This window comes from Streptomyces sp. NBC_00029, assembly GCF_045160505.1.
GTDB lineage: Bacteria > Actinomycetota > Actinomycetes > Streptomycetales > Streptomycetaceae > Streptomyces.
This window is the reverse complement of sequence record NZ_CP108292.1, coordinates 4,568,392-4,592,191: the sequence shown is the minus strand read 5'-3', so window position 1 is coordinate 4,592,191 and position 23,800 is coordinate 4,568,392. Positions and strand designations below refer to the sequence as shown.

The following is a 23,800-nucleotide window of genomic DNA, read 5'->3' as shown; positions in this document are numbered from 1 at the left end:
TCCAGCTCAAGGTCTGACGTTTCGCGAGAGCTACGCCACTAACGTCGAACCCGTGACTGTCATCGCGACCGAAAGCCTGAGCAAGCGGTACCCCCGAGTGACCGCCCTCGACCGGCTCTCCCTGGACATCGGGCCTGGTGTAACCGGCCTCGTTGGTGCCAACGGAGCCGGCAAGTCCACGCTGATCAAAATTCTGCTGGGACTGTCCCCCGCCACCGAGGGCAGCGCCGCCGTGCTCGGCCTCGACGTCCGCACGCATGGCAGCGCCATCCGTGAACGCGTCGGGTACATGCCCGAGCACGACTGCCTGCCACCCGACGTCTCGGCCACCGAGTTCGTCGTCCACATGGCGCGCATGTCCGGGCTGCCGCCCACCGCGGCCCGTGAGCGCACCGCCGACACCCTGCGCCACGTCGGGCTGTACGAGGAGCGCTACCGCCCCATCGGCGGCTACTCCACCGGCATGAAGCAGCGCGTCAAGCTCGCCCAGGCCCTCGTCCACGACCCCCAGCTGGTGCTCCTCGACGAGCCGACCAACGGCCTGGACCCGGTCGGCCGCGACGAGATGCTCGGCCTGATCCGCCGCATCTACACGGACTTCGGCATCTCCGTCCTGGTCACCTCCCACCTCCTCGGCGAGCTGGAACGGACCTGCGACCACGTGGTCGTCGTCGACGGCGGCAAGCTGCTGCGTTCCAGCTCCACCAGCGACTTCACCCAGATCACGACGACCCTCGCGGTCGAGGTCACCGACTCCGACGCCCACCCGGACGGCACCGCCGCCCTGCGCAAGGCGCTCACGGAGGCCGGCGTCACCCTGCACGCCGGGGAGGAGCAGGGCCTGCCCGGCGCCGGCCACATCCTCCTCGTCGAGGCCACGGGCGAGGAGACGTACGACACCGTCCGCGACACCGTCGCCGGCCTGGGCATCGGTCTGGTCCGCATGGAGCAGCGCCGTCACCACATCGCGGAGGTCTTCCGCGACAACGACCAGCCCTCGCCCACCGTCCAGCAGAAGGGAGCCGGTTCCGATGGCGCCTGACACCTCGACCCAGATCCACAACATCGGCTACCGGTCCTACGACGGACCCCGGCTCGGCCGCGCCTACGCCCGCAAGTCGCTGTTCTCTCAGTCCCTGCGCGGCGCCTACGGACTCGGCCGCTCCGCCAAGTCCAAGGTCCTCCCGATGCTCCTCTTCGCGGTGATGTGCGTGCCCGCGCTGATCATCGTCGCGGTCGCCATCGCGGTACCCGGCTCCACGGACCTGCCGATCAAGTACACGACGTACGCCATGACCACCCAGGTGATCATCGGTCTCTTCCTCGCCTCCCAGGCGCCGCAGTCGGTCTCGCGGGACCTGCGCTTCAAGACGGTCCCGCTGTACTTCTCGCGGCCCATCGAGCGCGTCGACTACGTCCTGGCCAAGTACGCGGCCATGGCCTCGGCCCTGTTCGTCCTCACCGCGACCCCGCTTCTGATCATGTGGATCGGCTCGCTCCTCGCGAAGTTCGACTTCGCCGACCAGACCAAGGAATTCGGGCAGGGACTCGTGTCGGTTCTGCTGCTGTCGCTGCTCTTCTCCGGCCTCGGACTGGTCATGGCCGCACTCACCCCCCGCCGCGGGTTCGGCGTCGCCGCGATCATCGCGGTGCTCCTGATCCCCTACGGCGCGGTGACCGCGGTCCAGGGGATCTCCTACAGCACCGGGAACACCGGAGCCATCGACTGGATGGGCCTGTTCGCCCCGATCACCCTCATCGACGGCGTGCAGACCGCGTTCCTGAACGCGGACTCCATCTTCCCCGGCGGCCAGGGACCCTCGGCCGCCATCGGCGTCGTCTACCTGCTCGTCGTCCTCGGCCTCATCGCCGGCTCCTACGCCGCCCTGATGGCCCGCTACCGGAAGGCCGGGCTGTGACCACCATCGCCATCGACCACACCTCCCGCTGGTTCGGGAACGTCGTCGCGGTCAACGACGTCACCATGACCATCGGCCCCGGCGTCACCGGGCTGCTGGGCCCCAACGGCGCCGGGAAGTCCACCCTCATCAACATGATGGGCGGCTTCCTCGCTCCTTCCACGGGCACCGTCACCCTCGACGGCGCGCCGATCTGGCAGAACGAGCAGGTCTACAAGCAGATCGGCGTCGTGCCCGAGCGCGAGGCCATGTACGACTTCCTCACGGGCCGGGAGTTCGTCGTCGCGAACGCCGAACTCCACGGCCTCGACGACGCGGCCGCCCAGCGGGCGCTCGCCACCGTCGAGATGGAGTACGCCCAGGACCGCAAGATCTCCACGTACTCCAAGGGCATGCGCCAGCGCGTGAAGATGGCCTCCGCCCTCGTCCACGACCCGTCCGTACTGCTCCTCGACGAGCCGTTCAACGGCATGGACCCGCGCCAGCGCATGCAGCTCATGGACCTGCTGCGGCGCATGGGCGACGAGGGACGCACCGTCCTGTTCTCCTCCCACATCCTGGAGGAGGTCGAGCAGCTCGCCTCGCACATCGAGGTGGTCGTGGCCGGCCGGCACGCAGCCTCCGGCGACTTCCGCAAGATCCGCCGCCTGATGACGGACCGCCCGCACCGCTACGTCATCCGTTCCTCCGACGACCGGGTCCTCGCCGCGGCCCTGATCGCCGACCCTTCCACCGCGGGCATCGAGGTCGACCTCAAGGAAGGCGCGCTGCGCATCCAGGCCGTCGACTTCGGCCGCTTCACCGAGCTGCTGCCCCGCGTGGCCCGGGAACACGGCATCCGGCTGCTGACGGTCTCGCCCTCCGACGAGTCCCTCGAGTCGGTCTTCTCCTACCTCGTCGCGGCCTGAAAGGAGCTGGCACCCATGTACGAACCCACCGTTGCCCGGCTCACCTACCGGGCCCTGCTCGGCCGGCGCCGCGCGCTGATCCTCTTTGCGCTGCCCGCCCTGCTGATCGTCATCGCACTCGTCGTCCGTGCCTTCGTCGGCGTGGACGACAAGGTCGCGGCCGACCTCCTCGGGGGCTTCGCCCTCGCCACCATGGTTCCGCTGATCGGTGTCATCGCCGGCACCGGAGCGATCGGGCCGGAGATCGACGACGGCTCCATCGTCTACCTGCTCGCCAAGCCGGTGAAGCGCCCGACGATCATCATGACCAAGCTGATCGTGGCGATCTCCGTCACCATGGTCTTCTCCGCGATCCCCACCCTGATCGCAGGTTTCATCCTCAACGGGAACGGCCAGCAGATCGCCGTCGCCTACACGATCGCCGCCCTCGTGGCCTCGATCGCCTACAGCGCGCTGTTCCTGCTGCTCGGCACCGTCAGCCGGCACGCGGTCGTCTTCGGCCTCGTCTACGCCCTGATCTGGGAGTCGCTCTTCGGCAGCCTGGTCTCCGGCGCCAAGACCCTCAGCGTCCAGCAGTGGGCGCTGTCCGTCGCCGAGAAGGTCGCCGGGAACGGGTACGTCGACGCCACCGTCGGCCTGCCCACCGCCGCGATCCTGCTCTGCGCGGTCACCGTCGGCGCCACCGTCTACGCGGGCCAGAAGCTCCGCCGCCTCACCCTGGCCGGCGAGGAGTAGGCCGCAGCGCGGCGCCGCGAACCTGTGCCCCGCCCGGCCCACCGGCCGGGCGGGGCACAGGTTCGCGCGTCATCATCGGTGCATGGTCGCGCACACCGAGCCGGAGCCGTCCAGGCCACTGCGGTCCTGGATACGGTCCTCGCCCGGAACGCACATCTGGCTGCTGATCATCGCCGTCACCAGCATCATCGTCGCGATCGCGCCCGACCAGATCGACCGGGTCCTGCTGCACCGCAACAGCAGCAACATCACCCAGCTCGTGAAGTACCCCGTCCGGGCACTCGTCAGCAGTGCCTTCTGGATCGCGGACCCGGCCTCGCTGGCCCTCTACGCCGTCCTCTTCGAGCTGTTCCACGCCCCCGTCGAACGCTGGCTCGGCACCCTGCGCTGGCTCCTGATCGTCGCGACCGCCCATGTGGTCGCCACACTGGTCAGCCAGAAGGTCCTCCTGACGGCCATCCAGGACCACCGGGCCCCGCAGAGCATGACCCATGTCGTCGACATCGGCGTCAGCTACGGGCTCGCCGCCTCCATCGGTGTCCTCACCTACCGGATCCCCGGACCCTGGAAATGGCTCTACCTGGCCGGAGTGATCGCCTTCTTCGGGATCCCACTGACCACCGGCGGCACCTTCACGGACCTCGGTCACGCCATAGCGCTCTCGGTGGGTCTGCTCGCGTGGCCGCTCACCCGCCACGTTGTTTCACGTGAAACATGACGAAGACGCAGGCCCGAATCAGGAGGTGTCCGCCTCTGCCTCCGGTTTCGCGACGCCGTGCTCCCACGCCCACGAGGCGATTCCCACCCGGTTCCGTGCCCCGAGCTTGGCCTGCACGTTCGCGATGTGGGTCTTGGCCGTCCCCGCGGTGATGAACAGCTTCGCGCCGATCTCGGCATTGGTGAGTCCCCGCGCCACCAGACGCACGATGTCCACCTCCCGCTCCGTCAGCGGATGCGCCGCGGGCCGGGCGACCGGACCCGCCTGCGTCAGCCGGCTCAGCAGCCGCACCGTGATCTGCGGACTGATCAGCGTGTCCCCCGCCATCGCCGACCGCACCCCTTCGATCAGCAGCGCCGGCCCGGACCGCTTCAGCAGAAAGCCGCAGGCACCGTTGCGCAGCGCGGTGTGCACGTACTCGTCCAGGTCGAAGGTGGTCACCACCAGCACCCGCGTCTGCGGGGCCAGCAGGCGGGTCACCTCCAGCCCGTCGAGCCGCGGCATCCGGATGTCCGCCAGCACCACGTCCGGCCGCAGCTCCCGGGCCAGTGCCACCGCGCTCTCCCCGTCCGCGGCCTCCCCCACCACGGTCATGTCCGGCTGCGAGTCGAGGATCAGCCGGAAGCCGCTGCGTATGTCCTCTTGGTCATCGGCGATCAAAATGCGTGTGGTCACGCCGCCATGATCACCCGAGGGGCTGCTCCTGCGCCGGGAAGACGGCGCAAACCCGCCAGCCTCCGTCGGGACTCGCCCCGGCCCGCAGCGTGCCGCCGGCGGCCTCCACCCTGGCGCGCAGCCCGGCCAGCCCGGTGCCGCTCCGTCGCCGCAGTCCCAGTCCCCGCAGTCCGCCCGCGCCCCGGGCCGGTGCGGAGTTGGCCACGCTCAGCTCGATCCCCCCGGCGGCCCGGTGCAGGCGCACCCGTACCAGTCCTGCTCCGGGCGCGTGCCGGCGTACGTTCGTCAGGGCCTCGACGGCCACCCGGTACGCGGTGGTGTCCGCCTCCCGCGACAACCCCCGGACCGCCGCCGGATCGGCATCCAGTACCCCGCCCTCGAAGCGTTCCACCAGCCCCGGCAACTCGGAGGTCCCGGGGACGGAGGCGGACCGCGCTCCGGCCGCCTCCCGCAGCGCGTGCACCGTCCGGTCCATGGAGGCCAGTGCCCCGAGCCCCGCCGCCTCGATCCGCTCCAGCGCGCGGACCGCCTGCTCGGGGTCCTTGTCCGCCACGAACCGGGCCGCCTGCGCCTGCACCACGATGGCGCTCACATCGTGTGCCACGAAGTCGTGGAGGTCCCGGGCCAGTTCCAGCTGCTGGTCGCGCCGGCCGTCCCGGACGGCTTGCCGCATTCGGTTCGCCTGGCGGCGCAGATACCCGCCGGCGGCCAGGGCTCCGAGCGCCGGCAACGCCCAGAACGCCGCCGCCCCGCAGGCCTCCAGCCAGGACGCCGCCTCCCACATCAGTGGGAGGGGCCAGAGAGCGACGGCGGCCACGCCCAGCGAGGCGGCGGCGGCCCCCGAACGCACCGGGGACCAGCGGGCCACCAGGCCCAGCAGCGGCAGCAGCAGGCACACCCAGAGCAGCACCCACGTCGCGGGCACCCCCAGGAACGAGGCGAGGAGCCCACCGACCGCCGCGAGAGCGAGCAACGGAGCATAAACAGCACGCGTGTTCACGGTCATGAGGCCGACCCTACGAGCGCACGAGCGGCCGGAGCATCTGCCGTTCGGCAGAGCCGGCCCGGGCTGCGCCACCACGGGCCCGCTGATCGGCAGATGGTCCCGGAGGGTTCTGCCCGGCCAGGCTTGAGGCATCACCGACCGCCTCATGCAAAGGACTTGGACCATGGCCACGCTCACAGCCCCCGCCCCCGCCTCCGCCATCCCGGCCGGACCCATCGTCAGCCGGCCGATCCGCTGGGCCGCCCATGCGGCCGCCCTCACCCTCGCCCCCAGCGGCCTGTGGAGGGTGGCCATCGCGGTCGGCATACCCGTCGGCTGGGGAGCCGGCAGTGGACTGGAGGCCGAACTCTTCCCCGGCAGGTGGTCCTTCTACCTGGTGGCGCTCAGCCTCTTCGCCGAAGGCCTCGGCCTCCTCAGCCTCGGTCTCGTACAGCGCTGGGGCGAGGTGGTGCCGCGCTGGATCCCCTGGCTGGGCGGTCGCCGGATCCCGACCCTCGCGGCGGTCGTACCGGCTGCTCTGGGAGCCGTCGCGGTCACCCTGGTCACCGTCCTGGCCGCCTTCCACTGGAGTACGAGCATGGCGGCGCCGGGCGCACCCACCGGGGCCGGCTGGTGGCTCATGACCGTCTGCTACGCACCCCTGGTGCTCTGGGGGCCGCTCCTCGCCCTGGTGACCGTCGCTTACTGGCGCCGCCGTCGGATCCACGGCTGATGCACGGAAATTCGCTGGTAAGCGACCTGCGCCGGGTGCAGAGTGAGGGGTGCGGGGAGCAACAAAAGGTCCGGGGCAGCCACTTCGAGCGCGCCTTGCGGCGCGGGCCGTCCCGGACCTCTCCTCCCTCGTACGCCTTGCGGCTTACGCCCTACGCGGCGCCCAGCAGACGCTCCAGCACCACCGCGATGCCGTCCTCCTCGTTGGAGGTCGTCACCTCGTCGGCCACGGCCTTGAGCTCCGCATGGGCATTGGCCATCGCCACCCCGTGCGCGGCCCAGCCGAACATAGGGATGTCGTTGGGCATGTCACCGAAGGCGATCGTCTCCGCCGCCTTCGCCCCCAGCCGGCGTGCGGCCAGCGACAGGCCCGTGGCCTTGGTCAGGCCCAGCGGCAGGATCTCGACGATGCCGGGACCCGCCATGACGATGTCGACCAGGCTGCCCACGGTCGAGCGGGCCACCTTGACGAGCGTGTCGTCGTCCAGCTCGGGGTGCTGGATGTAGAGCTTGTTCAGCGGAGCCGTCCAGAGCGCCTTGGTGTCGTCCAGGTATATGGCCGGGAGGCCCTCCTGCACCTGGTAACCGGGCCCGAACAGGACCTCGCCGTCCACCCCGTCCCGGCTGGCCGCGAGGGCCAGCGGGCCGATCTCGGCCTCCAGCTTCGACAGTGCCAGACCGGCCAGCTGCCGGTCCAGGGTCACCGAGGTCAGCAGCCGGTGCGCGCCTGCGTCGTAGACCTGCGCGCCCTGCCCGCAGACGGCGATCCCCTTGTAGCCGAGGTCGTCCAGTACGTGCCGGGTCCAGGGCACGGCCCGGCCGGTCACGACGATGTGCGCCGCGCCCGCCGCGGTGGCCGCGACGAGCGCTTCACGGGTGCGTTCCGAGACGGTGTCGTCGCCACGCAGCAGCGTGCCGTCGAGGTCGGTCGCGACGAGCTTGTACGGGAACGGGGCCGGGCTCACTTGGCGATCGGCTCCAGGACCTCGCGGCCGCCGAGGTACGGACGGAGCGCCTGCGGCACACGTACCGAACCGTCGGCCTGCTGGTGGTTCTCGAGGATGGCGACGATGGTGCGCGGTACGGCGCACAGGGTGCCGTTCAGCGTGGACAGCGGCTGGGTCTTCTTGCCGTCGCGGTAGCGGATCGACAGACGACGGGCCTGGAAGCTGTTGCAGTTCGAGGCCGAGGTCAGCTCGCGGTACTTGCCCTGCGTCGGGATCCACGCCTCGCAGTCGAACTTGCGGGAGGCGGAGGCACCCAGGTCACCGGTGGCGACGTCGATCACCTGGAACGGCAGCTCCAGGCTGGTCAGCCACTGCTTCTCCCACTCCAGGAGACGCTGGTGCTCAGCCTCGGCCTCCTCCGGCGCGACGTACGAGAACATCTCGACCTTGTCGAACTGGTGGACGCGGAAGATGCCGCGGGTGTCCTTGCCGTACGTACCGGCCTCGCGGCGGAAGCACGGGGAGAAGCCGGCGTACCGCAGCGGCAGCTTGTCGGCCTCGATGATCTCGTCCATGTGGTACGCGGCGAGCGGGACCTCGGAGGTGCCGACCAGGTAGTAGTCGTCCTTCTCCAGGTGGTAGACGTTCTCGGCGGCCTGGCCGAGGAAGCCGGTGCCCTCCATGGCGCGCGGGCGGACCAGCGCCGGGGTCAGCATCGGGATGAAGCCGGCCTCGGTGGCCTGGGCGATGGCCGCATTGACCAGCGCCAGCTCCAGCAGGGCGCCCACACCGGTCAGGTAGTAGAAGCGCGAACCGGAGACCTTGGCGCCGCGCTCGACGTCGATGGCGCCCAGCAGCTCGCCGAGCTCCAGGTGGTCCTTGGGCTCGAAGCCCTCGGCGGCGAAGTCGCGGACGGTGCCGTGCGTCTCCAGGACGGTGAAGTCCTCCTCGCCGCCGACCGGGACGTCCTCGTGGACGATGTTGCCGAGCTGGAGGAGAAGCCGCTTGGCGGCTTCGTCGGCCTCGTTCTGCTCGGCCTCGGCCGCCTTGACGTTCTGCTTGAGCTGCTCGGCCTTCTTCAGCAGCTCGGCCCGCTCCTCCGGAGAGGCCTTCGGAATGAGCTTGCCGAGCGACCTCTGCTCATTGCGGAGGTCGTCGAAGCGCACGCCGGAGGACCTGCGGCGCTCGTCGGCGGAGAGGAGTGCGTCGACGAGTTCGACGTCCTCTCCACGGGCGCGCTGCGAGGCGCGGACACGGTCAGGGTCTTCACGGAGCAGCCGGAGGTCAATCACCCCTCCAGGCTACCGGGCTGGGGTTCCTGGGATCACACCGATATCACGCTGCGTGTCGCTATGTCCCAATTGCAACGAATGGATAAGTCTTGACGGCCGACCGGAAGTGTCCTTTGCTCCGGCGTCAATAAAAGCGGGTCCATTCCCCGAAAAGGGGCAGAATGCCGACGGTCGGCCGGGTGCTGAGCAGGGCCGGAGAAGGTTCTTGTCCACAGGAATTGGCGAGGCCCGCAGGTTATCCACAGGCTGTGTGCTGCATCTGTGGACACAGGAATAGATCATTCCTGATCGGTGGATGGCCGAGGCGAATCAGGGTTCAAACCGCCCTCACACACTCATTCGGGTGGGAATGACTCGCCCCAAAGAGTTGATCGGTGATGCGCAGGTGACACCGTTCACCTCCCGCTCCCCAGAGCGAAACCTGAGCCCCTCGGCCGATTTGTCGACCTTGTCGTGCCGTTCTGTCGACTTGTCCCCAGGTCCCCATCCCGGCCTGTGGATAACTCTGTGGACAGTGGACGACTTCCTACGCCCGCCCGTCGAGGCAACGCCCCAGCCAGTCGGAGGCGGCCGTGAAGTCGCCGTCGGAGGTTCCGGCCCGAGGAGCCCGTACGTCACTCTGAGCGACACCGGCGCGGGGGTAGGAACCGAGGAAGCGGACCTGGGGACAGGTGCGCTTGAGGCCCATCAGGGCCTCACTGACCCGCCGGTCGGAAATGTGGCCCTCGGCATCGACCGCGAAGCAGTAATTACCGATGCCCTGTCCGGTCGGACGGGACTGGATCAGCATCAGGTTCACCCCGCGGACCGCGAATTCCTGGAGGAGTTCCAGCAGTGCACCGGGGTGGTCGTCGCCGAGCCAGAGCACGACGGAGGTCTTGTCCGCGCCGGTCGGCGCGGCCGGCCGGGCCGGGCGTCCCACCAGGACGAATCGGGTCTCGGCGTTCTCCGCGTCGTGGATCTCCGTCACCAGCGGTACGAGCCCGTAGGTGGCGGCGGCGAACTCACCCGCGAAGGCGGCGTCGAAGCGGCCCTCCTGGACCAGCCGGGCGCCGTCGGCGTTCGAGGCGGCCGACTCCCACACCGCGTCGGGCAGGTTCGCCCGCAGCCAGTTGCGCACCTGCGGCTGGGCGACCGGGTGCCCGGTGACGGTCTTGACCTCCGACAGGGCGGTCCCGGGCCGCACGAGGAGCGCGAAGGCGATCGGCAGCAGCACTTCGCGGTAGATCATCAGCGGTTCGCCCGCGGCCAGCTCGTCGAGGGTGGCGGTGACCCCGCCCTCCACCGAGTTCTCGATCGGGACCAGGGCGGCAGCCGCCTCGCCGGCCCGTACGGCGTCCAGGGCGGCCGGTACCGACACCATCGGGACGAGTTCCCGTGTCGCGGCTTCCGGCAGGGTGCGCAGGGCGGCCTCGGTGAAAGTGCCCTCGGGACCGAGATACGTGAAGCGGGTGGCTGACATGCGATCAGCCTAATGCCGGGGCGCCGTCCCCCGGGTTGCCGTTCACCCTTCGAGCAGCCGCTGCCCCACGTACTCGTCGCTGCGGGGGCCGGGCGGAACCGCGTACAGGCCACTGGACTCGTGCCGGATGAACTCCGACAGCGCGTCCCCGCGGTCGAGCTTGCGCTGCACGGGCACGAATCCGCGCAGCGGATCGGCCTGCCAGCAGATGAAGAGGAGACCCGCGTCGGGGGTGCCGTCGGCGCCGATCCCGTCGTGGAAGGAGAAGGGGCGCCGCAGCATGGCGGCCCCGCCGTTCTGCTCGGGGGCGGAGATCCGGGCATGGGCGTTGGACGCGATGACGGGCTTCCCGTCGGCGCCGAGCTTGTCGAGCTGCATCTCGGTGGTCTCGCCACCGCCGGTCAGGGGGGCGCCGGTGGCCTTGGTACGCCCGATGACCTGCTCCTGCTGGGCGGGCGACTGCTTGTCCCAGTCGTCGAGGAGCATGCGGATGCGCCGGACGACGGCGTACGAGCCGCCGGCCATCCAGGCGTGCTCGGCCGGCCCGGGTCCTGCGCCGGGAACGAAGATCCGCTTGTCGAAGTCGGGCTCCGAGGGCTTCGGGTTGCCGGTGCCGTCGATCTGGCCCATGAGGTTGCGGGCGGTCATCGGGGTGCCCGTGGCGCCGGGGGTCCGGTTGAAGCCGTTCATCTGCCAGCGGACGCGGGCGGCCTCCCCGGCGTCCTTCTGCAGGGCCCGCAGCGCGTGGAAGGCGACGAGGCCGTCGTTGGAGCCGATCTGGACCCACAGGTCGCCGTTGCTGCGCTGGGCGTCGAGCCGGTCCGAGGAGAAGTCCGGCAGCGGGTCGAGGGCGGTGGGCCGACGGGCGGTGAGACCGGTGCGCTCGAAGAAGGAGTGGCCGAAGCCGAAGGTCACGGTGAGGGAGGACGGGCCGGCGTCGAGGGCGATCCCGCTGTCGGAAGTCGGGGCCGGCTCGCCCGCCATCAGCCGGCGGGCGGTGTCGGACCAGCGCCTCAGCAGCGCGGCGGCCTCCGTACGGCCCGCCCCGGCGGCGAGGTCGAAGGCGACGAGGTGCCCCTTGGCCTGCAGCGGGGTGGTGATGCCCGCCTGGTGGTCCCCGTGGAAGGCCACCTGGGTGGCGCCGAGGGAGGCGAGGCTCCCGGCCGCGCCCGTGGCGGAGCCGCCTCCCGGGCCGACGAGCGCGGAGTGCGCGAGGGCGCCGCCTGCGGAGCCGAGGGCGATCCCGGCGGCGCCTGCGGCGCCGACGGTGCCCAGCAGCCTGCGCCGGGAGATCTCGATGTCGGGGGTGCTCTCGGTCACGCTGTTCAGCCGATCTTCACGGTCTTCTGGACGGTGGTCTGGTCGATGTCGGAGGTGCGGACGGTCACGTCGAGGCGCCACTCGCCCGCGAGCGGCAGCTGGACGCCGGACGCGGTCCAGTGGCCGGGCGCCGCCTGCTCGGGGACGAGCGGCAGCGGGCCGATGTCCTTGGCGGGAAGGGTGAAGGCGACCTTGATCTCGGGAAGGTCGAGGGGCGTGCCGTCGGCGCTGTCGGACCAGAGGTGCAGGGTGTTCGCGCCGACCCGTCCCGGGTCGAGTTCGAGGCGGACGGACCCCTTGCCGTTCGGGCCGCCGGTGTCGAAGGGGAGGGTGATCTTGACGGCGCGGTCGGGGACGGCGGTGCCGGTGGAGCCGCTGCCCGCCTCCTGCTCCACGGTCCGTCCGGGCTCGGTACTGGTCAGCACGGTGGTGACGGCGAGCAGGATCACGGCGATGGCCGCCTCGGCAAGGACGGAACGGCGCAGGCCGGACCGGTCCGGGTCGGCGTCCCGCACCCGCTTCTCGCGCGCGTTCTCCCGGGCGGCGCGCTGCCGTGCGAGCTGGGCAGCGCGCGCCGGGTCGGCGGGGACGGTCACGGGCTCTGTTTCACGTGAAACATCGGACGTGTCAAAGACGTCGCCCGGGGCTGTTTCACGTGAAACATCGGCGGAGGCCTGTGCGACGGCCACAGGGGTCTCGGCGAGCCGTGCGGTCCACTTGCGGGACACGTAGGCGATGGCGAGGAGGACGGCGACCAGGCCGACCTTGAGGAGCAGCAGCTGCCCGTACTCGGTGCCGGTGAGCGCGGACCAGCTGCCGAGCTGGCGCCAGGACTGGTAGACGCCGGTGACGGCGAGCACCAGGACACTGACGAAGGCCACTCTGGAGAAGCGCCGGACGGCCGCGCGCTCGATGCCGGGACCCTTGTGGAGGGCGACCAGCAGCGCGGCGAGACCGCCGAGCCACGTGGCGACGGCCATCAGGTGCAGGATGTCGGCCGGCATGGCGATACCGGGCTGGATACCGGTGGAGGCGTGCTCGGAGAGGGCCCAGGTGGCGGCGATACCGCCGGACACGACTGCGCCTCCGATGGCCAGGCCGAAGGTGAGATCGCTGGTGTCGTCCGGCTTCGCGGACCCGTCCGAGTCCTCGGACCCGTCGGACGCGTCGGACCTGTCCGACCCGTCCGAGCTGTCGGACCCGTCCGCCCTGTCGGTCTTCCCGGGTGCCTCGGTCCCGCCGGGCCCGGGGGCGTCCCCCACGCGGCGCGCGTACACACCGAAGAGGACCGCGACGAAGAGGGCGGCCGCACCCAGCAGGAGCAGCCTGGAGACCAGCGAGGCTCCGGTCTTGGTCTCCAGGACGGCCCGCAGCCCATTGAGATCGAACATGTCGGAGAAGTTTCCCGACCCCGTATAGGGGGTCCGGAGCACCAGCATCGCGAGGGTGGCGGCGGTCAGTGTGATCCAGGCGCGCACGACGAGCTTCTGGAGCGGTCGTTCGGCCGCGCCCCGCCGCCAGCACAGCAGGATGAAGGCCGCGCCGCCCACGAGGACGGTGAACCCGGCGTAGGCGGCGTAGCGGGCGATCCCGTACGCGATGCCGACGGGTCCGCCGCCCGTCTGCGTGGTGGGCAGGGTGACATCGGTGGCCGAGGGCGCACCGATGGAGAACGTGAAGGCGCCGGAGATCGGATGGCTGTCGGCCGAGACGGCCTGCCAGGCGACGGTGTAGGTGCCGTTCGGCAGCCCGGAGTGCAGCGCGGTGCCGTAGCGGATGGTGTTCCCGCTGCACATGTCGCGCAGCTCGCCGGTGTCCACGCGCCTGCCCTGGGGGTCGAGGACGCGGATGGAGTCGTCGCCCATGGCGACCTGCTCCGAGAAGGAGAGCGTGACCTGAGCGGGGGCCGTGGCGACCACCGCCCCGTCCTTGGGGTCGCTCGCGGTGAGTGCGGCGTGCGCCGTGGCCGGTGCGGCCGCGGCGAACAGGGTTGCCAGCAGAGCTGCGAGGACCAGCGCGAGCCGCGGCAGGACTGCCGTGGCACGGACGCGGGCCGTGGAGGGAGCGGGGGCGGTGGCCGTCATGGCGTGTCAGTTCCTCGGTCCGTCAGTGGGCGTTGCCAGCCGTGGATGGGGCCTGCGCGTTGTACGTCCGGTCCTTCACGTCCAGCTCGACCTTGACCGGGCCGGCCTTCTCGAAGCGGAGCTCGACGGTGACCTTGTCGCCGACCTTGGGGGTGCTCTTGAGCCCCATGAACATGATGTGGTTGCCGCCGCGCTCCAGCCGGAGCTCGCCGTTCGCCGGCACGTCCATCGACTGGACCTGCTGCATCTTCTGGTCCTTGGTCTCGTGGATCTGGAGATCGTCGGAGAGCGAGGAGGTGATGCCCGTGAGCTTGTCGGCGGTCTCGGAGCCGTTCTTGATGACCATGAACCCGCCGGCCATCTTGTCGTTCACGGGCTGGGGCATGAAGGCGCCGCTGACGGCCATCTTCGGTTCGGCGTCGCCGGAGCAGCCGGATATGGCGAGTGCTGCCGTCAGGGAGAGGGCGACGGCGAGGGTGCGGGTGGTGCGGGCGGTCACGGGTTCTCTCCCTTGATGACCTTCGGCAGGTCCTTGGTGTAGTCGTCGACGGTGGTGCCCTCGCCGTAGAGGAGGTAGCCCTCGTCGGTCTTCGGCGAAAACGCGATGACCTGGGCGCCGTGCATGGAGACGACGTCGCCGTTCGCATCCTTCGTGGCGGCCTCGATGCCGATGCCGAGCGAGCGTGCGGCGGCCTGGATGGTGGCGAAGTCCCCGGTGAGTCCGACGAAGGAGGGGTCCTGCGCCTTGAGCCACGCGCCGAGGGACTCGGGAGTGTCCCTCTCGGGGTCGGTGGTGACGAACACGACCCGGAGATTGTCCTGGTCGGCCTTGGGGAGCGCCTTCTTGGCAACGGCGATGTTGCTCATCGTCAGCGGGCACACGTCGGGGCAGCTGGTGTAGCCGAAGTAGATGAGGGTCGGCCTGCCCTTGGTCTGCTCACGCAGGTTCCACGGGTTGCCGGTGGTGTCCGTGAGGACGAGCTCGGGCTTCCCGAAGGGGCGGTCCAGTACGGTCGCGGCCTTGGTACGGCTCTGGCCGCCGGCGATCTGGGTGACCGAGCCGGTCTTGGGGGGCTCACCGCCGCAAGCGGTGAGCGTGAGTGTGGCCGCCGCGAGCAGAGCGGCGACCGTCACACGTGTGGTGCGCATGGAGAAATGTCCCTGGGATCGGGGATGTTACGGACGTTCGAAGAGGCGGCGCCCCGGGGCGCCGCAGATCAGGCGGAGCGGCGGCGCGAGGCGATGCCGAAGGCGACACCGCCGAGTCCGACGACGATGCCGGCGATGCCGAGGACGCGCGCGGTGGTGTCGGAGCCGTGTTCGGCGGCGGCCTTGTCGTGGCCGTGCCCGGCGTCCTTGTCGGAGTTCTTCGGCTCGTCGGCCTTGGCGCCGCTGCCGTGGTGGTCGTCGCCCTGCGGGGCGGTCAGCTTCAGGACGGGCGCGGGGTTCTGCGGCTCCGCGGCGCCTTCCTTGGACTCCTCGATCCAGCGGACGACCTCACCGTTGTCGTACGTCTGGATGGACTTGAAGACCATCTGGTCGGCGCTCTCGGGCAGCTTGCCCACGGAGAGCGGGAACTGCTGGAACTTCCCGGGCTCGATCTTTCCGCCGGACCAGGTCACCTTGGTGACGGCCTTGGTGATCTGCTTGCCGTGGACCGTCAGCGGCTTGTCGAGGTCGCTCGTCTCGACCTTCACGGTCCAGCCGGGAACGTCCTGCGGCATGACGGAGCTGAGCGGCTGGTCGATCGGGAAGTTGACCTCCAGCTGCGTGGTCGACGCGTTGTCCCGCTCGTTGGGGACCTTGAAGTTGATCGTCGCGTAACCGCCCTTGGCGGCCTCGCCGGCAGGCTGCACGCCGACGTGGGCGAAGGCGGGGCCGGAGAGGACGAGGACGGAACCGGCGGCGACGGCGGCGGCGATGGAGACGCGAGAGGTCTTCATGGCAGGGAACACTCCACGGAAGCAGGGGTGGCGTTTGCTCCGGGCACGGGTGCGCACGGAGTTCGCGGCACCGCTGTCCCGCTGGGTGTCCGGGAAGGAGGGCGCCGCGTCAGGCTGCGAGGGCGAGCGCCATGGGCGGGCCGCGCCGGATCACCGTGTGCTGCAGCGCTTCCCGGCCTGTGCGGCGGGCGGGGTCGGACCCGGTCCGCGCGACCTTCGGGGTGCGGGCGGCCGAGCGCGGGAGCCCGGCGCCCAGGGCCCGTACGAAGGCCAGTGCGGCCCGCAGCGCGCGTACCGGGGCGGCTTCGGCGGAGCGTCGGGACAGTTCGGCGAGGCGGAGGAGTGCGGCATCGCCGCGGCCGAGCAGCCAGCCGGCGGCGACCGCGGCCAGCAGGTGCCCGGCCAGCATGGCCGGGCTGAACAGGCCGGTCGCGGGCGCCGTGGTGACGGCCTGGGCCACGTGGGCGTGCGCGCTGTGCCCCTGCGCGAGGGCCTGTCCGGCCTGTCCGGCGTGAACGGCCTGCTCCGCCAGAGCGGCCGGGTCCAGGCCCGCGGCCTCCAGGATCTGCCGGGCGTCGGCCGGGCTGAGCGGTACGGAGTTGCCCCCGCAGACCAGCCGGGCGGCGAGCTCTGCGAGCGAGGCATCGGCGGTGCCGGCCGGAGCCTGCGCGGCCGCGGCACTGTGCTGGCCGAGGCCGAACAGCGCGTGCAGGCCGAGTTGTCCGGCGGTGAGCCCGGCGGCGATGCCGGGCAGCGTCCGCCGACGGCCCGCGAGCGGGGCGGCGATCGCGAATACGGTGAGGAAGCCGAGGGAGAGGGACCACCAGGGCACGGTGGCGCAGGAGGCCAGGGCGTGCCCGGTCGCGGACAGCACGACACAGACCGCGGTGAACACCGCGGCCCGGATCAGCCGGAGGCCGGCTTCGGCGTGCGTCGCGTGGGGGTCAGACATGGCCGGGCCATCATCGCACTGCGCTCCGGCCCTTCATACGGCAGGTCCGGAAGGTCCGCATGGGTCTCTTCTGAGGCGACCGTCCCGGTCCGTCGGCCTCTTGTCGCCACGGCTGCCGCATGTGCCCCGCCGCATACACCGCCGCCCGGGAGAGCCGCATCGGCCGAACGAGCGCATTGAGGTCTCGGACGGCCCCAGGGCGCTTACGCCCCCTCGCGGGCGGCAATAGGTAACCGTATGAGCATCTGGTGGTCACTCCACTTGAGGCGCGAAGCTGCGAGCGTGCCGCTCGCCAGGCGATTGCTGCTGGGGACGATGGAGACCGCGGGGGTGGACCCGGACATCTCCTTCGATCTCTCGGTGGCGCTGACCGAGGCCTGTGCGAACGCGGTGGAGCACGGCGGGGGCGGCGAAATCCCGGACGACGACGAGGCGTACCACGTCACGGCCTACCTGGACGGGGACTGCTGTCGCATCGAGGTGACCGACTCCGGTCCGGGATTCCCGCCCGCGACGGTGGCCCGCCGCAGACCCTCCCTGGCCGAACACGGCCGGGGCCTGCATCTGATCGCCGAACTCGCCGACCACGTCCGCTTCCGCAACCGGACCGGCTGCGGCGGCGCGGTGGTGAGCTTCGACAAGATGCTGAAGTGGCGCGACGACGCGCTGCTCAGGGTGTCGTAGGAACGCCGTTGGGCGGGACCCTTGGAGGATCCCGCCCAACGAGACGTACCGCTGATGGCGTCAGCCCTTCAGGCGCGCCATCCAGGCCTCGACCTCGGTCGAGGTGCGGGGCAGTCCGGCCGACATGTTCCGGTTGCCGTCCTCGGTGACGAGGATGTCGTCCTCGATGCGGACGCCGATGCCGCGGTATTCCTCGGGCACGGTCAGGTCGTCGGTCTGGAAGTAGAGGCCGGGCTCGACGGTCAGGCACATGCCGGGCTCGAGGGTTCCGTCGACGTATGCCTCGCGGCGGGCGGCGGCGCAGTCGTGGACGTCCATGCCGAGCATGTGACCGGTGCCGTGGAGGGTCCAGCGGCGCTGCAGGCCCAGCTCCAGGACCCGCTCGACCGGGCCTTCCAGCAGCCCCCACTCGACGAGCTTCTCGGCCAGGACGTGCTGGGAGGCGTCGTGGAAGTCGCGGAACTTCGCACCCGGCTTCACCGCGGCGATGCCGGCTTCCTGGGAGGCGTAGACCGCGTCGTAGATCTTGCGCTGGATGTCGGTGTAGGTGCCGTTGATGGGCAGTGTGCGCGTGACGTCGGCGGTGTAGAGGGAGTGGGTCTCCACGCCGGCGTCGAGCAGCAGCAGGTCGCCGGAGCGGACGTCGCCGTCGTTGCGGACCCAGTGCAGGGTGCAGGCGTGCGGGCCGGCGGCGCAGATGGAGCCGTAGCCGACGTCGTTGCCCTCGACGCGGGCACGGAGGAAGAAGGTGCCCTCGATGTAGCGCTCGGAGGTGGCCTCGGCCTTGTCGAGGACCTTCACGACGTCCTCGAAACCGCGGACGGTGGAGTCGACGGCCTTCTGCAGCTCGCCGATCTCGAACGCGTCCTTCACGGCGCGGGCCTCGGAGAGGTAGACGCGCAGCTCCTCGTCGCGCTCCTTGGTCACCTTGTCGGTGAGGGCGGACTCGATCACCGAGTCGTGGCCGCGCACGGCGCGGACCGGGCCCTCGGCCTCGGTGAGGGCCTCGGCGAGCTCACGGACGTCCTTCGCCGGGATGCCCAGAAGCTGCTCGGCCTCGGTGAGGGAGTGGCGGCGGCCGACCCACAGCTCGCCCTGGCCGGACAGCCAGAACTCGCCGTTCTCCCGGTCGGAGCGCGGCAGCAGGTAGATCGTGGCGGTGTGACCGGCCGGCCCGGAGGGCTCCAGGACCAGGACGCCGTTCTCGGTCTGGTCGCCGGTGAGGTACGCGTACTCGGTCGAGGCCCGGAAGGGGTACTCGGTGTCGTTCGAGCGGGTCTTCAGGCGGCCCGCGGGGATGACGAGGCGCTCGCCCGGGAAGCGGCGGGACAGGGCGTCGCGGCGGGCGACGGTGTGCGCGGCCTGCTCGATGGGCTCCAGCCCGTGCAGCTCGGTGTCGGCCCAGCCGCTGCGCATGTTCTCCGCGAGTTCGTCGCTGACGCCCGGGTACAGACCGTTCTTGCGCTGCTTGTGCGTCTTCTTGGGCTGCTCTTCTTCCGGGGTCTCCGGGGTGAGCTCGTCAGCCACGTCTTCTCCTCAGCTACGACGGTACGGACCTGGGTGTGGACCGCATCCATCGTATGCATGTACGGAGAGGGCTGTTCCGAATCGTGCCGTCCGTCACGATTCGGAACAGCTCCGGGCCTCACTCGAACCGGGCGGCGAGCAGCACAATGTCCTCGGGGGCGTCGGTCGGCTCCCCGCCGGGCAGCACGGTCCGCAGGATGTGCTCGCACAGGGCCGCCGGATCGTCGCGGGCGCTGCGGGGTACCCCCGCGGCTGCGGCGTGCAGCCGTGCGTAGGCCCGGTCCATCGGGTCGCCCGTGTGGTGGAGCAGCCCGTCGGTGTAGAGAAGCACTGTTTCTCCGGGTGCAGGTTCGATCTCCACGCTCGGCGCCTCCCAGCAGGACAGCATGCCCAGGGGTGCGGAGAGCGAGGTCTCGACGTACTCGGTGCGGTGCTCGCCGATCAGCAGCGGCGGGGTGTGCCCGGCACCGGCCAGGATGATCTTGCTTCTCTCGCCCGCGGGCTGGGATCCCCCGGCGGGTTCGCAGTAGGCGAAGAGCGCGGTGGCGGAGCGGGCGGGCTCGGTGAGGCGCAGCAGCAGCTCCAGGTCGGACAGGACGGCTACGGGGTCCTCGCCCTCCATGACGGCGTAGGCGCGCAGTGATGCGCGCAGCCGGCCCATCGCGGCGACGGCGCTCGGCCCGGATCCGGTGACGGATCCGACGGCCAGGCCCAGGGCTCCCTCGGGCAGCGGCAGCGCGTCGTACCAGTCGCCCCCGCCCCGCGGCCCCGTGTGGTGGCGGGCCGCGAGCTGCACCCCGGGGATCCGGGGGAGCCTGCTCGGCAGCAGCTCCTCGGAGACGGTGGCCAGCTGCGAGCGGCAGCGTTCCACCTCCAGCATCCGGGCCAGGTGCTCGGCGGCGTGCCGCACGTACAGCCCTACGAGGTCGCGCTGGCGGTCGTTCGGCTCGGCCTGCTCGTCGTAGAGCCAGACGGCCGCGCCGAGCCGGCCGGTGGCCTCGGCGGTGAGGGGGAGCGCGTAGCTGGCGGCATAGCCGAGGCGGGCGGCGACCTCACGGTGGCGGGGGTCGACGGGGGCGGCGAAACCCCCGGCGCCGGGGGGCGCCCCCGGTTCGGGGAGGACCTCGGAGCCGCCCTGGGCGTCGGGCAGGCCGTCGAGAATCCGCCCGTAGGAGGTGGCACTGCGCGGCACGGTCTCGATGTGGCCGAGCTCCGCGTGGCCGAGCCCGAGGCCGATCGTGCTGGTCGGGCCGAGTCCGTCGGAGGGCTCCAGGACGACCAGACCGCGGCGGGCGCCGACGAGTGCGGCTCCGGCGCGCAGGAACTCGCGGAGCGAGGTGTCGAGATCACTGGCGCGAGCGAGGCGCTCGGTGAGCTCGTGCAGGGTGGTGAGATCCGAGACCATGCCCGCCAGCCGGTCCTGGATGACACTGCCCGGGCCGGGCGGAGGGGCCGGTGCGGGGGTGGTCCGGGCGGGTGTGGGCGCCGCAGTCTGCGGTGACACCGTTACTGCTGGATCGATTCCAGCCACTTTCGGCAGATGCGGGGCGCTCATGGCGTCCGCCTTTCCACCTGGTGCGATTCGCCAAATAGCATCGCAAACCCCCAGATCGTGCTGCGCCGCCATCAAGGAATCCACATCTACACGCACACGTGGATGCATGTCCAGCATTGCCAAGGTGGGAATCCTGGTGTCCAGGGGGCGGCAACTCACTGTCGGGCCAAGGCTAGAACTTGGCCGGAAAAAGCTGGAAGCAGTCGGTTTTTGCGATCGACTGGGCGGGCTCCTCAAGGGGTCGGGTACCTACTCCTAGGTGCCCGGGGCGAGTTGGCGCTGCGCGGAACCGCCCGGCGCGGGCCGTCGTCCTTAGCGGCGGCAGCCGGTCTCGGCGGTCGGCGCGGGTCGTGCTCCCACCCCGCGGGACGTTTGTTGGACCCGTAAGAAATCTGCACGAACCGTGTGAACCTGCTTCGGCGGACAGTGACGCGAAACCTGTACGTGTGGTGAGACACCGGTTACATGGTGTGATGTGGCCTCGGCGTTCAACGGAAAGGAACGAGCGCACATGCGCGAGATCCTCGGAAGGCGTCTCCAGCGGCTCCGCGATCGCTTTCAGTCCCTGCGCCCCGACCCCGGACGGAGCGGCGGCACGTCCGCCCTCCTCGATGCGGCGCTCGTCTGCGCCACCACCTGGCAATGGCCGGTCCTGCCCGGCGTGGGCCGGTCCGCCACCGACGGATCGCGGTGCGCCTGCCCGGAACCCGACTGCGTCGTTCCCGGCGCGCACCCCTTCGACCCGGGACTGCTCGCCGCCACCACCGACCCCCGGATGGTGGCCTGGTGGTGGGCCAACCGGCCCACCGCTCCCGTCCTGATGGCCACCGGCGGGCCCGCCCCGTGCGCGGTGAGCCTGCCGGCCGGCGCGGCCGCGCGTGCCCTCGTACGACTGGACGCGCAGGGCATGCGGCTCGGCCCGGTCGTGGCCACGCCCACCCGCTGGTCGCTGATGGTGGCTCCGTACTCGCTGGAGCGCCTCGGCGAACTCCTGTACGCCAAGGACCACGTGCCCTCCTCGCTGCGCTTCCACGGCGAGGGCGGCTACCTGTTGCTGCCGCCCTCCGCCGCGTCCACCGGCGGCCAAGTGCGCTGGGAGCGGGAGCCGCGGGCGGATCGGCGGCCGTCGGGTGCACGGGGTGCGGGAGACCTCTGGCTGCCCGAGGTCGAGGCGGTCGTGGACGCTCTGGTCGAGGCCAGCAGCGGTGCGCCGGGAGGCGGCAGCAGGCTCGCGTACTGATCTGCCGGGCGATCGGCACGGCGTTGGCAGGGCGGCTTCCCGGGCGCCCTGCCCGGCAACGGGCCGGGCGCCGTGCCGGGGCCCGGGGATCACTCGTACGGGTGCCAGCGGGACGAGTTTCCAAGGGAATTGGGCGCGGGGATCTCCGTGCCCCATTCCCGCCTCGCTATCTTCGGCGAATGAATCTCCGCCTGATCGGTATCGGCGCCGGTGTGCTGATCATCTTGTCGCTCCCGCTCGCCGGAGCGATCGCCGGGCCGGATTTCGCCGGTCAGGATGATGGAAAGGGCGGCGGCCTGTTCTCGGCCCTCGGGCTTTCGCAGCCGTCCCGTACGTCCGCTGCGACGCCCGCCCGCTCGGCACCGTCGGCCGGCCCGCAGCAGCCCGGCCCGGCCGACCAGCCCCGTACGGATTCCCGGTGCGGACCCGAACTGTCCTCGCCGCACGGGGTGGAGGCGCAGACCTGCGTGCTGGTGGGTGAAGGCCATACGTGGGGCCGGAGTTACTACCGGAACACAAGCGGCCGCGCACTCGATGCGGTGCTGACGATGATGGGGCCGGCCGGGCGCACGGTCCAGATCAGGTGTGCGGTGGGTGCGGGCGACGAACCGGGCCTGTGCGAGACGCCCAAGGAAACATCGGCAGGGGAGCCGGAGAGTTACTCGGCCGTAGCGGAATTTGCAGTTCCGGATGATGAAGGGGAACTGCTCCTGAGGTCCGGGAGCAACTCACCGGCACCGGGTGACGGTTGATCGCACCCTGAAAATCAAGGGCCCGGTCGCTGGCGACGGGGGATGCACCAGCGACCGGGCTACAAGAACGGTAACAAGAGATCGCCTGTTCGCAAATTCGATCTCCGATATTCAGACACCGATTTGCAGACGATTAGCGGGAGTTGTGACTCCGGTCACCGGCCCCGCGTGTGCTCCCGGTCAGCTGAGCGTCACCTGGCGGTTGGTGAGTCCGCCGCGGGCCCGGCGCTCCTCCGTGGTCAGCGGAGCATCCGTGGCCAGAGCCCCGGCCAGGCGCTCCGCGAACTGCGCCGCGGGCTTCTCGACGTCGTCGGCCGTGACCCCGGTGGGCAGGTCCCAGACGGGGACCATCAGGCCGTGCGCACGGAAGGAGCCGACGAGCTTCGTGCCCTCGCCGAGCGAGGTCGTGCCGGCCGCGTGCAGCCGCGCGAGCGCGTCGAGCAGCTTCTCCTCGGGGTGCGGCATGACCCAGCGCAGGTGGTTCTTGTCCGGGGTCTCGCACCAGTAGGCGGCGTCCACGCCGGTCAGCTTGACGGTGGGAATGGCGGCCGCGTTGGCGCGCTCCAGCGAGGCGGCGATCTCCGGCGAGGCGCTCTGGGCGCTCTCAGATTCCGGAATCCAGAATTCGAACCCGGTGTGGACAACCGGCTCGAAACCGCCGTCGACGTCCAGGAGATCCTGAAGTCGGGGACCCTCGGCGGGAACGCGGCGGGCGGCAACGGGCGTACCCGGCTCGGCCACGAGGGCGCGCTCCAGGGTGTCGGCCATGTCGCGGCCGAGGTCGCCGGAGGACGAGTCGTTCTGCAGGCCGAGGAGGACGGAACCGTCCTCGCGGCGCAGCGCCGGCCACGCCATGGGCAGTACGGTCACCAGGGTGACGGAGGGGACGCCCTCGGGCTGGCCGCCCTTGAGGGTCAGGGGGACGGTGGCCGCGGGAACCAGCTCGCGCAGCGCGACCCAGTCGCATTCGCCCGGCAGGCCCTCGAAGGGGCGCTGTACGTGCTCGGTGACGGCGTGCGCGGCGGCTGCGCCGTGGCAGGCCTTGTAGCGGCGGCCGGATCCGCAGGGACAGGGCTCGCGGGCGCCCACAACCGGGATCTCACCGTTGTTGAGCTGCGGCTTTGCAGTCTTGGCTGCGGGGCGCTTCTTGGCCATCGTGCGTGTCTCCCGGTTGCGGCGGTACGGCGTCGTGTCTCGGCGCGAGCCTAGCCGTTCGTACCGCCGGAACCGGTTGGTTGCGGCCGGGAGCACGGTCGGCGTGCGCTCCCGGACGGCCGCCTGTGCGGATGACCGGTACTGCTGTGCTGTTGTCGTGTTCTCGTGCGGCTGTCTTCGTCGCGCTCGTCGTGCTCGTGCCCGTCGTGCTTGTC

23 protein-coding genes are annotated in these 23,800 nt (G+C 70.9%); 9 read left to right on the top strand and 14 right to left on the bottom strand.

The window, feature by feature from the left end; genetic code table 11:
• The first annotated feature begins 52 nt into the window (after positions 1–52).
• The 5 genes from OG753_RS21560 (at position 53) to OG753_RS21540 (ending at position 4,280) form a co-directional block, all read left to right on the top strand.
• Positions 53–1,042, top strand: coding sequence for an ABC transporter ATP-binding protein (locus tag OG753_RS21560; protein WP_405789710.1), 990 nt, complete (start codon positions 53–55; stop codon positions 1,040–1,042).
• A complete protein-coding gene (locus tag OG753_RS21555; RefSeq protein ID WP_405789708.1) occupies positions 1,032–1,919 on the top strand; it encodes an ABC transporter permease in 888 nt (295 codons plus the stop codon). The genes OG753_RS21560 and OG753_RS21555 overlap by 11 nt, the downstream gene beginning before the upstream one ends.
• Positions 1,916–2,827 (top strand): ABC transporter ATP-binding protein, encoded by a 912-nt coding sequence (locus OG753_RS21550; RefSeq protein WP_327263329.1) that lies wholly within the window; start codon positions 1,916–1,918, stop codon positions 2,825–2,827. The genes OG753_RS21555 and OG753_RS21550 overlap by 4 nt, the downstream gene beginning before the upstream one ends.
• Positions 2,828–2,842: 15 nt before the next feature.
• Positions 2,843–3,562: an ABC transporter permease subunit gene (locus OG753_RS21545; RefSeq protein ID WP_327263328.1), complete on the top strand. Its 720-nt coding sequence runs from the start codon at positions 2,843–2,845 to the stop codon at positions 3,560–3,562.
• Between the two features lie 82 nt (positions 3,563–3,644).
• The gene (locus OG753_RS21540) at positions 3,645–4,280 is read left to right on the top strand and encodes a rhomboid-like protein (protein WP_327263327.1); all 636 of its coding nucleotides are present in this window, start codon (positions 3,645–3,647) and stop codon (positions 4,278–4,280) included.
• Positions 4,281–4,298: 18 nt separating this feature from the next.
• On the opposite strand, the gene OG753_RS21535 is transcribed toward OG753_RS21540, so the two are convergent.
• Positions 4,299–4,955, bottom strand: a complete 657-nt coding sequence (locus OG753_RS21535; RefSeq protein WP_327263326.1) for a response regulator transcription factor — start codon at positions 4,953–4,955, stop codon at positions 4,299–4,301.
• Positions 4,956–4,965: 10 nt separating this feature from the next.
• Entirely contained in the window at positions 4,966–5,961 is a 996-nt protein-coding gene (locus OG753_RS21530) for a sensor histidine kinase (protein ID WP_405789705.1), read from the bottom strand.
• Between the two features lie 163 nt (positions 5,962–6,124).
• Between OG753_RS21530 and OG753_RS21525 the strand changes: the two genes are divergently transcribed.
• Entirely contained in the window at positions 6,125–6,673 is a 549-nt protein-coding gene (locus OG753_RS21525) for a hypothetical protein (protein ID WP_405789704.1), read from the top strand.
• A 151-nt stretch (positions 6,674–6,824) separates the two neighbouring features.
• Here OG753_RS21525 and OG753_RS21520 read toward each other — a convergent pair whose 3' ends face one another.
• From OG753_RS21520 to OG753_RS21480, 9 genes are all read right to left on the bottom strand, one after another.
• Complete coding sequence (locus OG753_RS21520) at positions 6,825–7,637, bottom strand: HAD family hydrolase (protein WP_327263323.1); 813 nt, start codon at positions 7,635–7,637, stop codon at positions 6,825–6,827.
• On the bottom strand, positions 7,634–8,911 hold the full coding sequence (gene serS, locus OG753_RS21515) for a serine--tRNA ligase (protein WP_327263322.1): 1,278 nt from the start codon (positions 8,909–8,911) through the stop codon (positions 7,634–7,636). Before serS ends, OG753_RS21520 begins: the two co-directional genes overlap by 4 nt.
• Positions 8,912–9,437: 526 nt before the next feature.
• Positions 9,438–10,373, bottom strand: a complete 936-nt coding sequence (pheA, locus tag OG753_RS21510; protein WP_327263321.1) for a prephenate dehydratase — start codon at positions 10,371–10,373, stop codon at positions 9,438–9,440.
• A gap of 42 nt (positions 10,374–10,415) precedes the next feature.
• Positions 10,416–11,693 carry an iron uptake transporter deferrochelatase/peroxidase subunit gene (gene efeB, locus OG753_RS21505; protein ID WP_405789702.1) on the bottom strand — a complete coding sequence of 426 codons (1,278 nt, stop codon included), beginning with the start codon at positions 11,691–11,693 and terminating at the stop codon, positions 10,416–10,418.
• A gap of 5 nt (positions 11,694–11,698) precedes the next feature.
• On the bottom strand, positions 11,699–13,777 hold the full coding sequence (locus OG753_RS21500) for a copper resistance protein CopC (RefSeq protein ID WP_405789700.1): 2,079 nt from the start codon (positions 13,775–13,777) through the stop codon (positions 11,699–11,701).
• 22 nt (positions 13,778–13,799) lie between these two features.
• Positions 13,800–14,276 (bottom strand): copper chaperone PCu(A)C, encoded by a 477-nt coding sequence (locus tag OG753_RS21495; protein WP_327263318.1) that lies wholly within the window; start codon positions 14,274–14,276, stop codon positions 13,800–13,802.
• Positions 14,273–14,926, bottom strand: a complete 654-nt coding sequence (locus OG753_RS21490) for an SCO family protein (RefSeq protein WP_327263317.1) — start codon at positions 14,924–14,926, stop codon at positions 14,273–14,275. The genes OG753_RS21495 and OG753_RS21490 overlap by 4 nt, the downstream gene beginning before the upstream one ends.
• A 68-nt stretch (positions 14,927–14,994) precedes the next feature.
• Positions 14,995–15,720 carry a YcnI family protein gene (locus OG753_RS21485; RefSeq protein WP_405789699.1) on the bottom strand — a complete coding sequence of 242 codons (726 nt, stop codon included), beginning with the start codon at positions 15,718–15,720 and terminating at the stop codon, positions 14,995–14,997.
• Positions 15,721–15,829: 109 nt separating this feature from the next.
• The gene (locus tag OG753_RS21480; protein ID WP_405789698.1) at positions 15,830–16,672 is read right to left on the bottom strand and encodes a hypothetical protein; all 843 of its coding nucleotides are present in this window, start codon (positions 16,670–16,672) and stop codon (positions 15,830–15,832) included.
• 237 nt (positions 16,673–16,909) lie between these two features.
• On the opposite strand from OG753_RS21480, the gene OG753_RS21475 reads away from it, so the two are divergent.
• Positions 16,910–17,356, top strand: a complete 447-nt coding sequence (locus OG753_RS21475) for an ATP-binding protein (RefSeq protein WP_327263314.1) — start codon at positions 16,910–16,912, stop codon at positions 17,354–17,356.
• Positions 17,357–17,416: 60 nt separating this feature from the next.
• Here OG753_RS21475 and OG753_RS21470 read toward each other — a convergent pair whose 3' ends face one another.
• The gene (locus OG753_RS21470) at positions 17,417–18,883 is read right to left on the bottom strand and encodes an aminopeptidase P family protein (RefSeq protein WP_405789697.1); all 1,467 of its coding nucleotides are present in this window, start codon (positions 18,881–18,883) and stop codon (positions 17,417–17,419) included.
• A 118-nt stretch (positions 18,884–19,001) separates the two neighbouring features.
• On the bottom strand, positions 19,002–20,555 hold the full coding sequence (locus OG753_RS21465; RefSeq protein ID WP_327266856.1) for a PP2C family protein-serine/threonine phosphatase: 1,554 nt from the start codon (positions 20,553–20,555) through the stop codon (positions 19,002–19,004).
• Positions 20,556–20,949: 394 nt separating this feature from the next.
• Between OG753_RS21465 and OG753_RS21460 the strand changes: the two genes are divergently transcribed.
• Positions 20,950–21,678, top strand: a complete 729-nt coding sequence (locus OG753_RS21460; RefSeq protein ID WP_327263312.1) for a bifunctional DNA primase/polymerase — start codon at positions 20,950–20,952, stop codon at positions 21,676–21,678.
• Positions 21,679–21,857: 179 nt separating this feature from the next.
• Positions 21,858–22,430 (top strand): hypothetical protein, encoded by a 573-nt coding sequence (locus tag OG753_RS21455; protein WP_405789695.1) that lies wholly within the window; start codon positions 21,858–21,860, stop codon positions 22,428–22,430.
• A 180-nt stretch (positions 22,431–22,610) separates the two neighbouring features.
• On the opposite strand, the gene OG753_RS21450 is transcribed toward OG753_RS21455, so the two are convergent.
• Positions 22,611–23,585: a DUF5926 family protein gene (locus tag OG753_RS21450; RefSeq protein WP_405789693.1), complete on the bottom strand. Its 975-nt coding sequence runs from the start codon at positions 23,583–23,585 to the stop codon at positions 22,611–22,613.
• Positions 23,586–23,800: the final 215 nt, after the last annotated feature.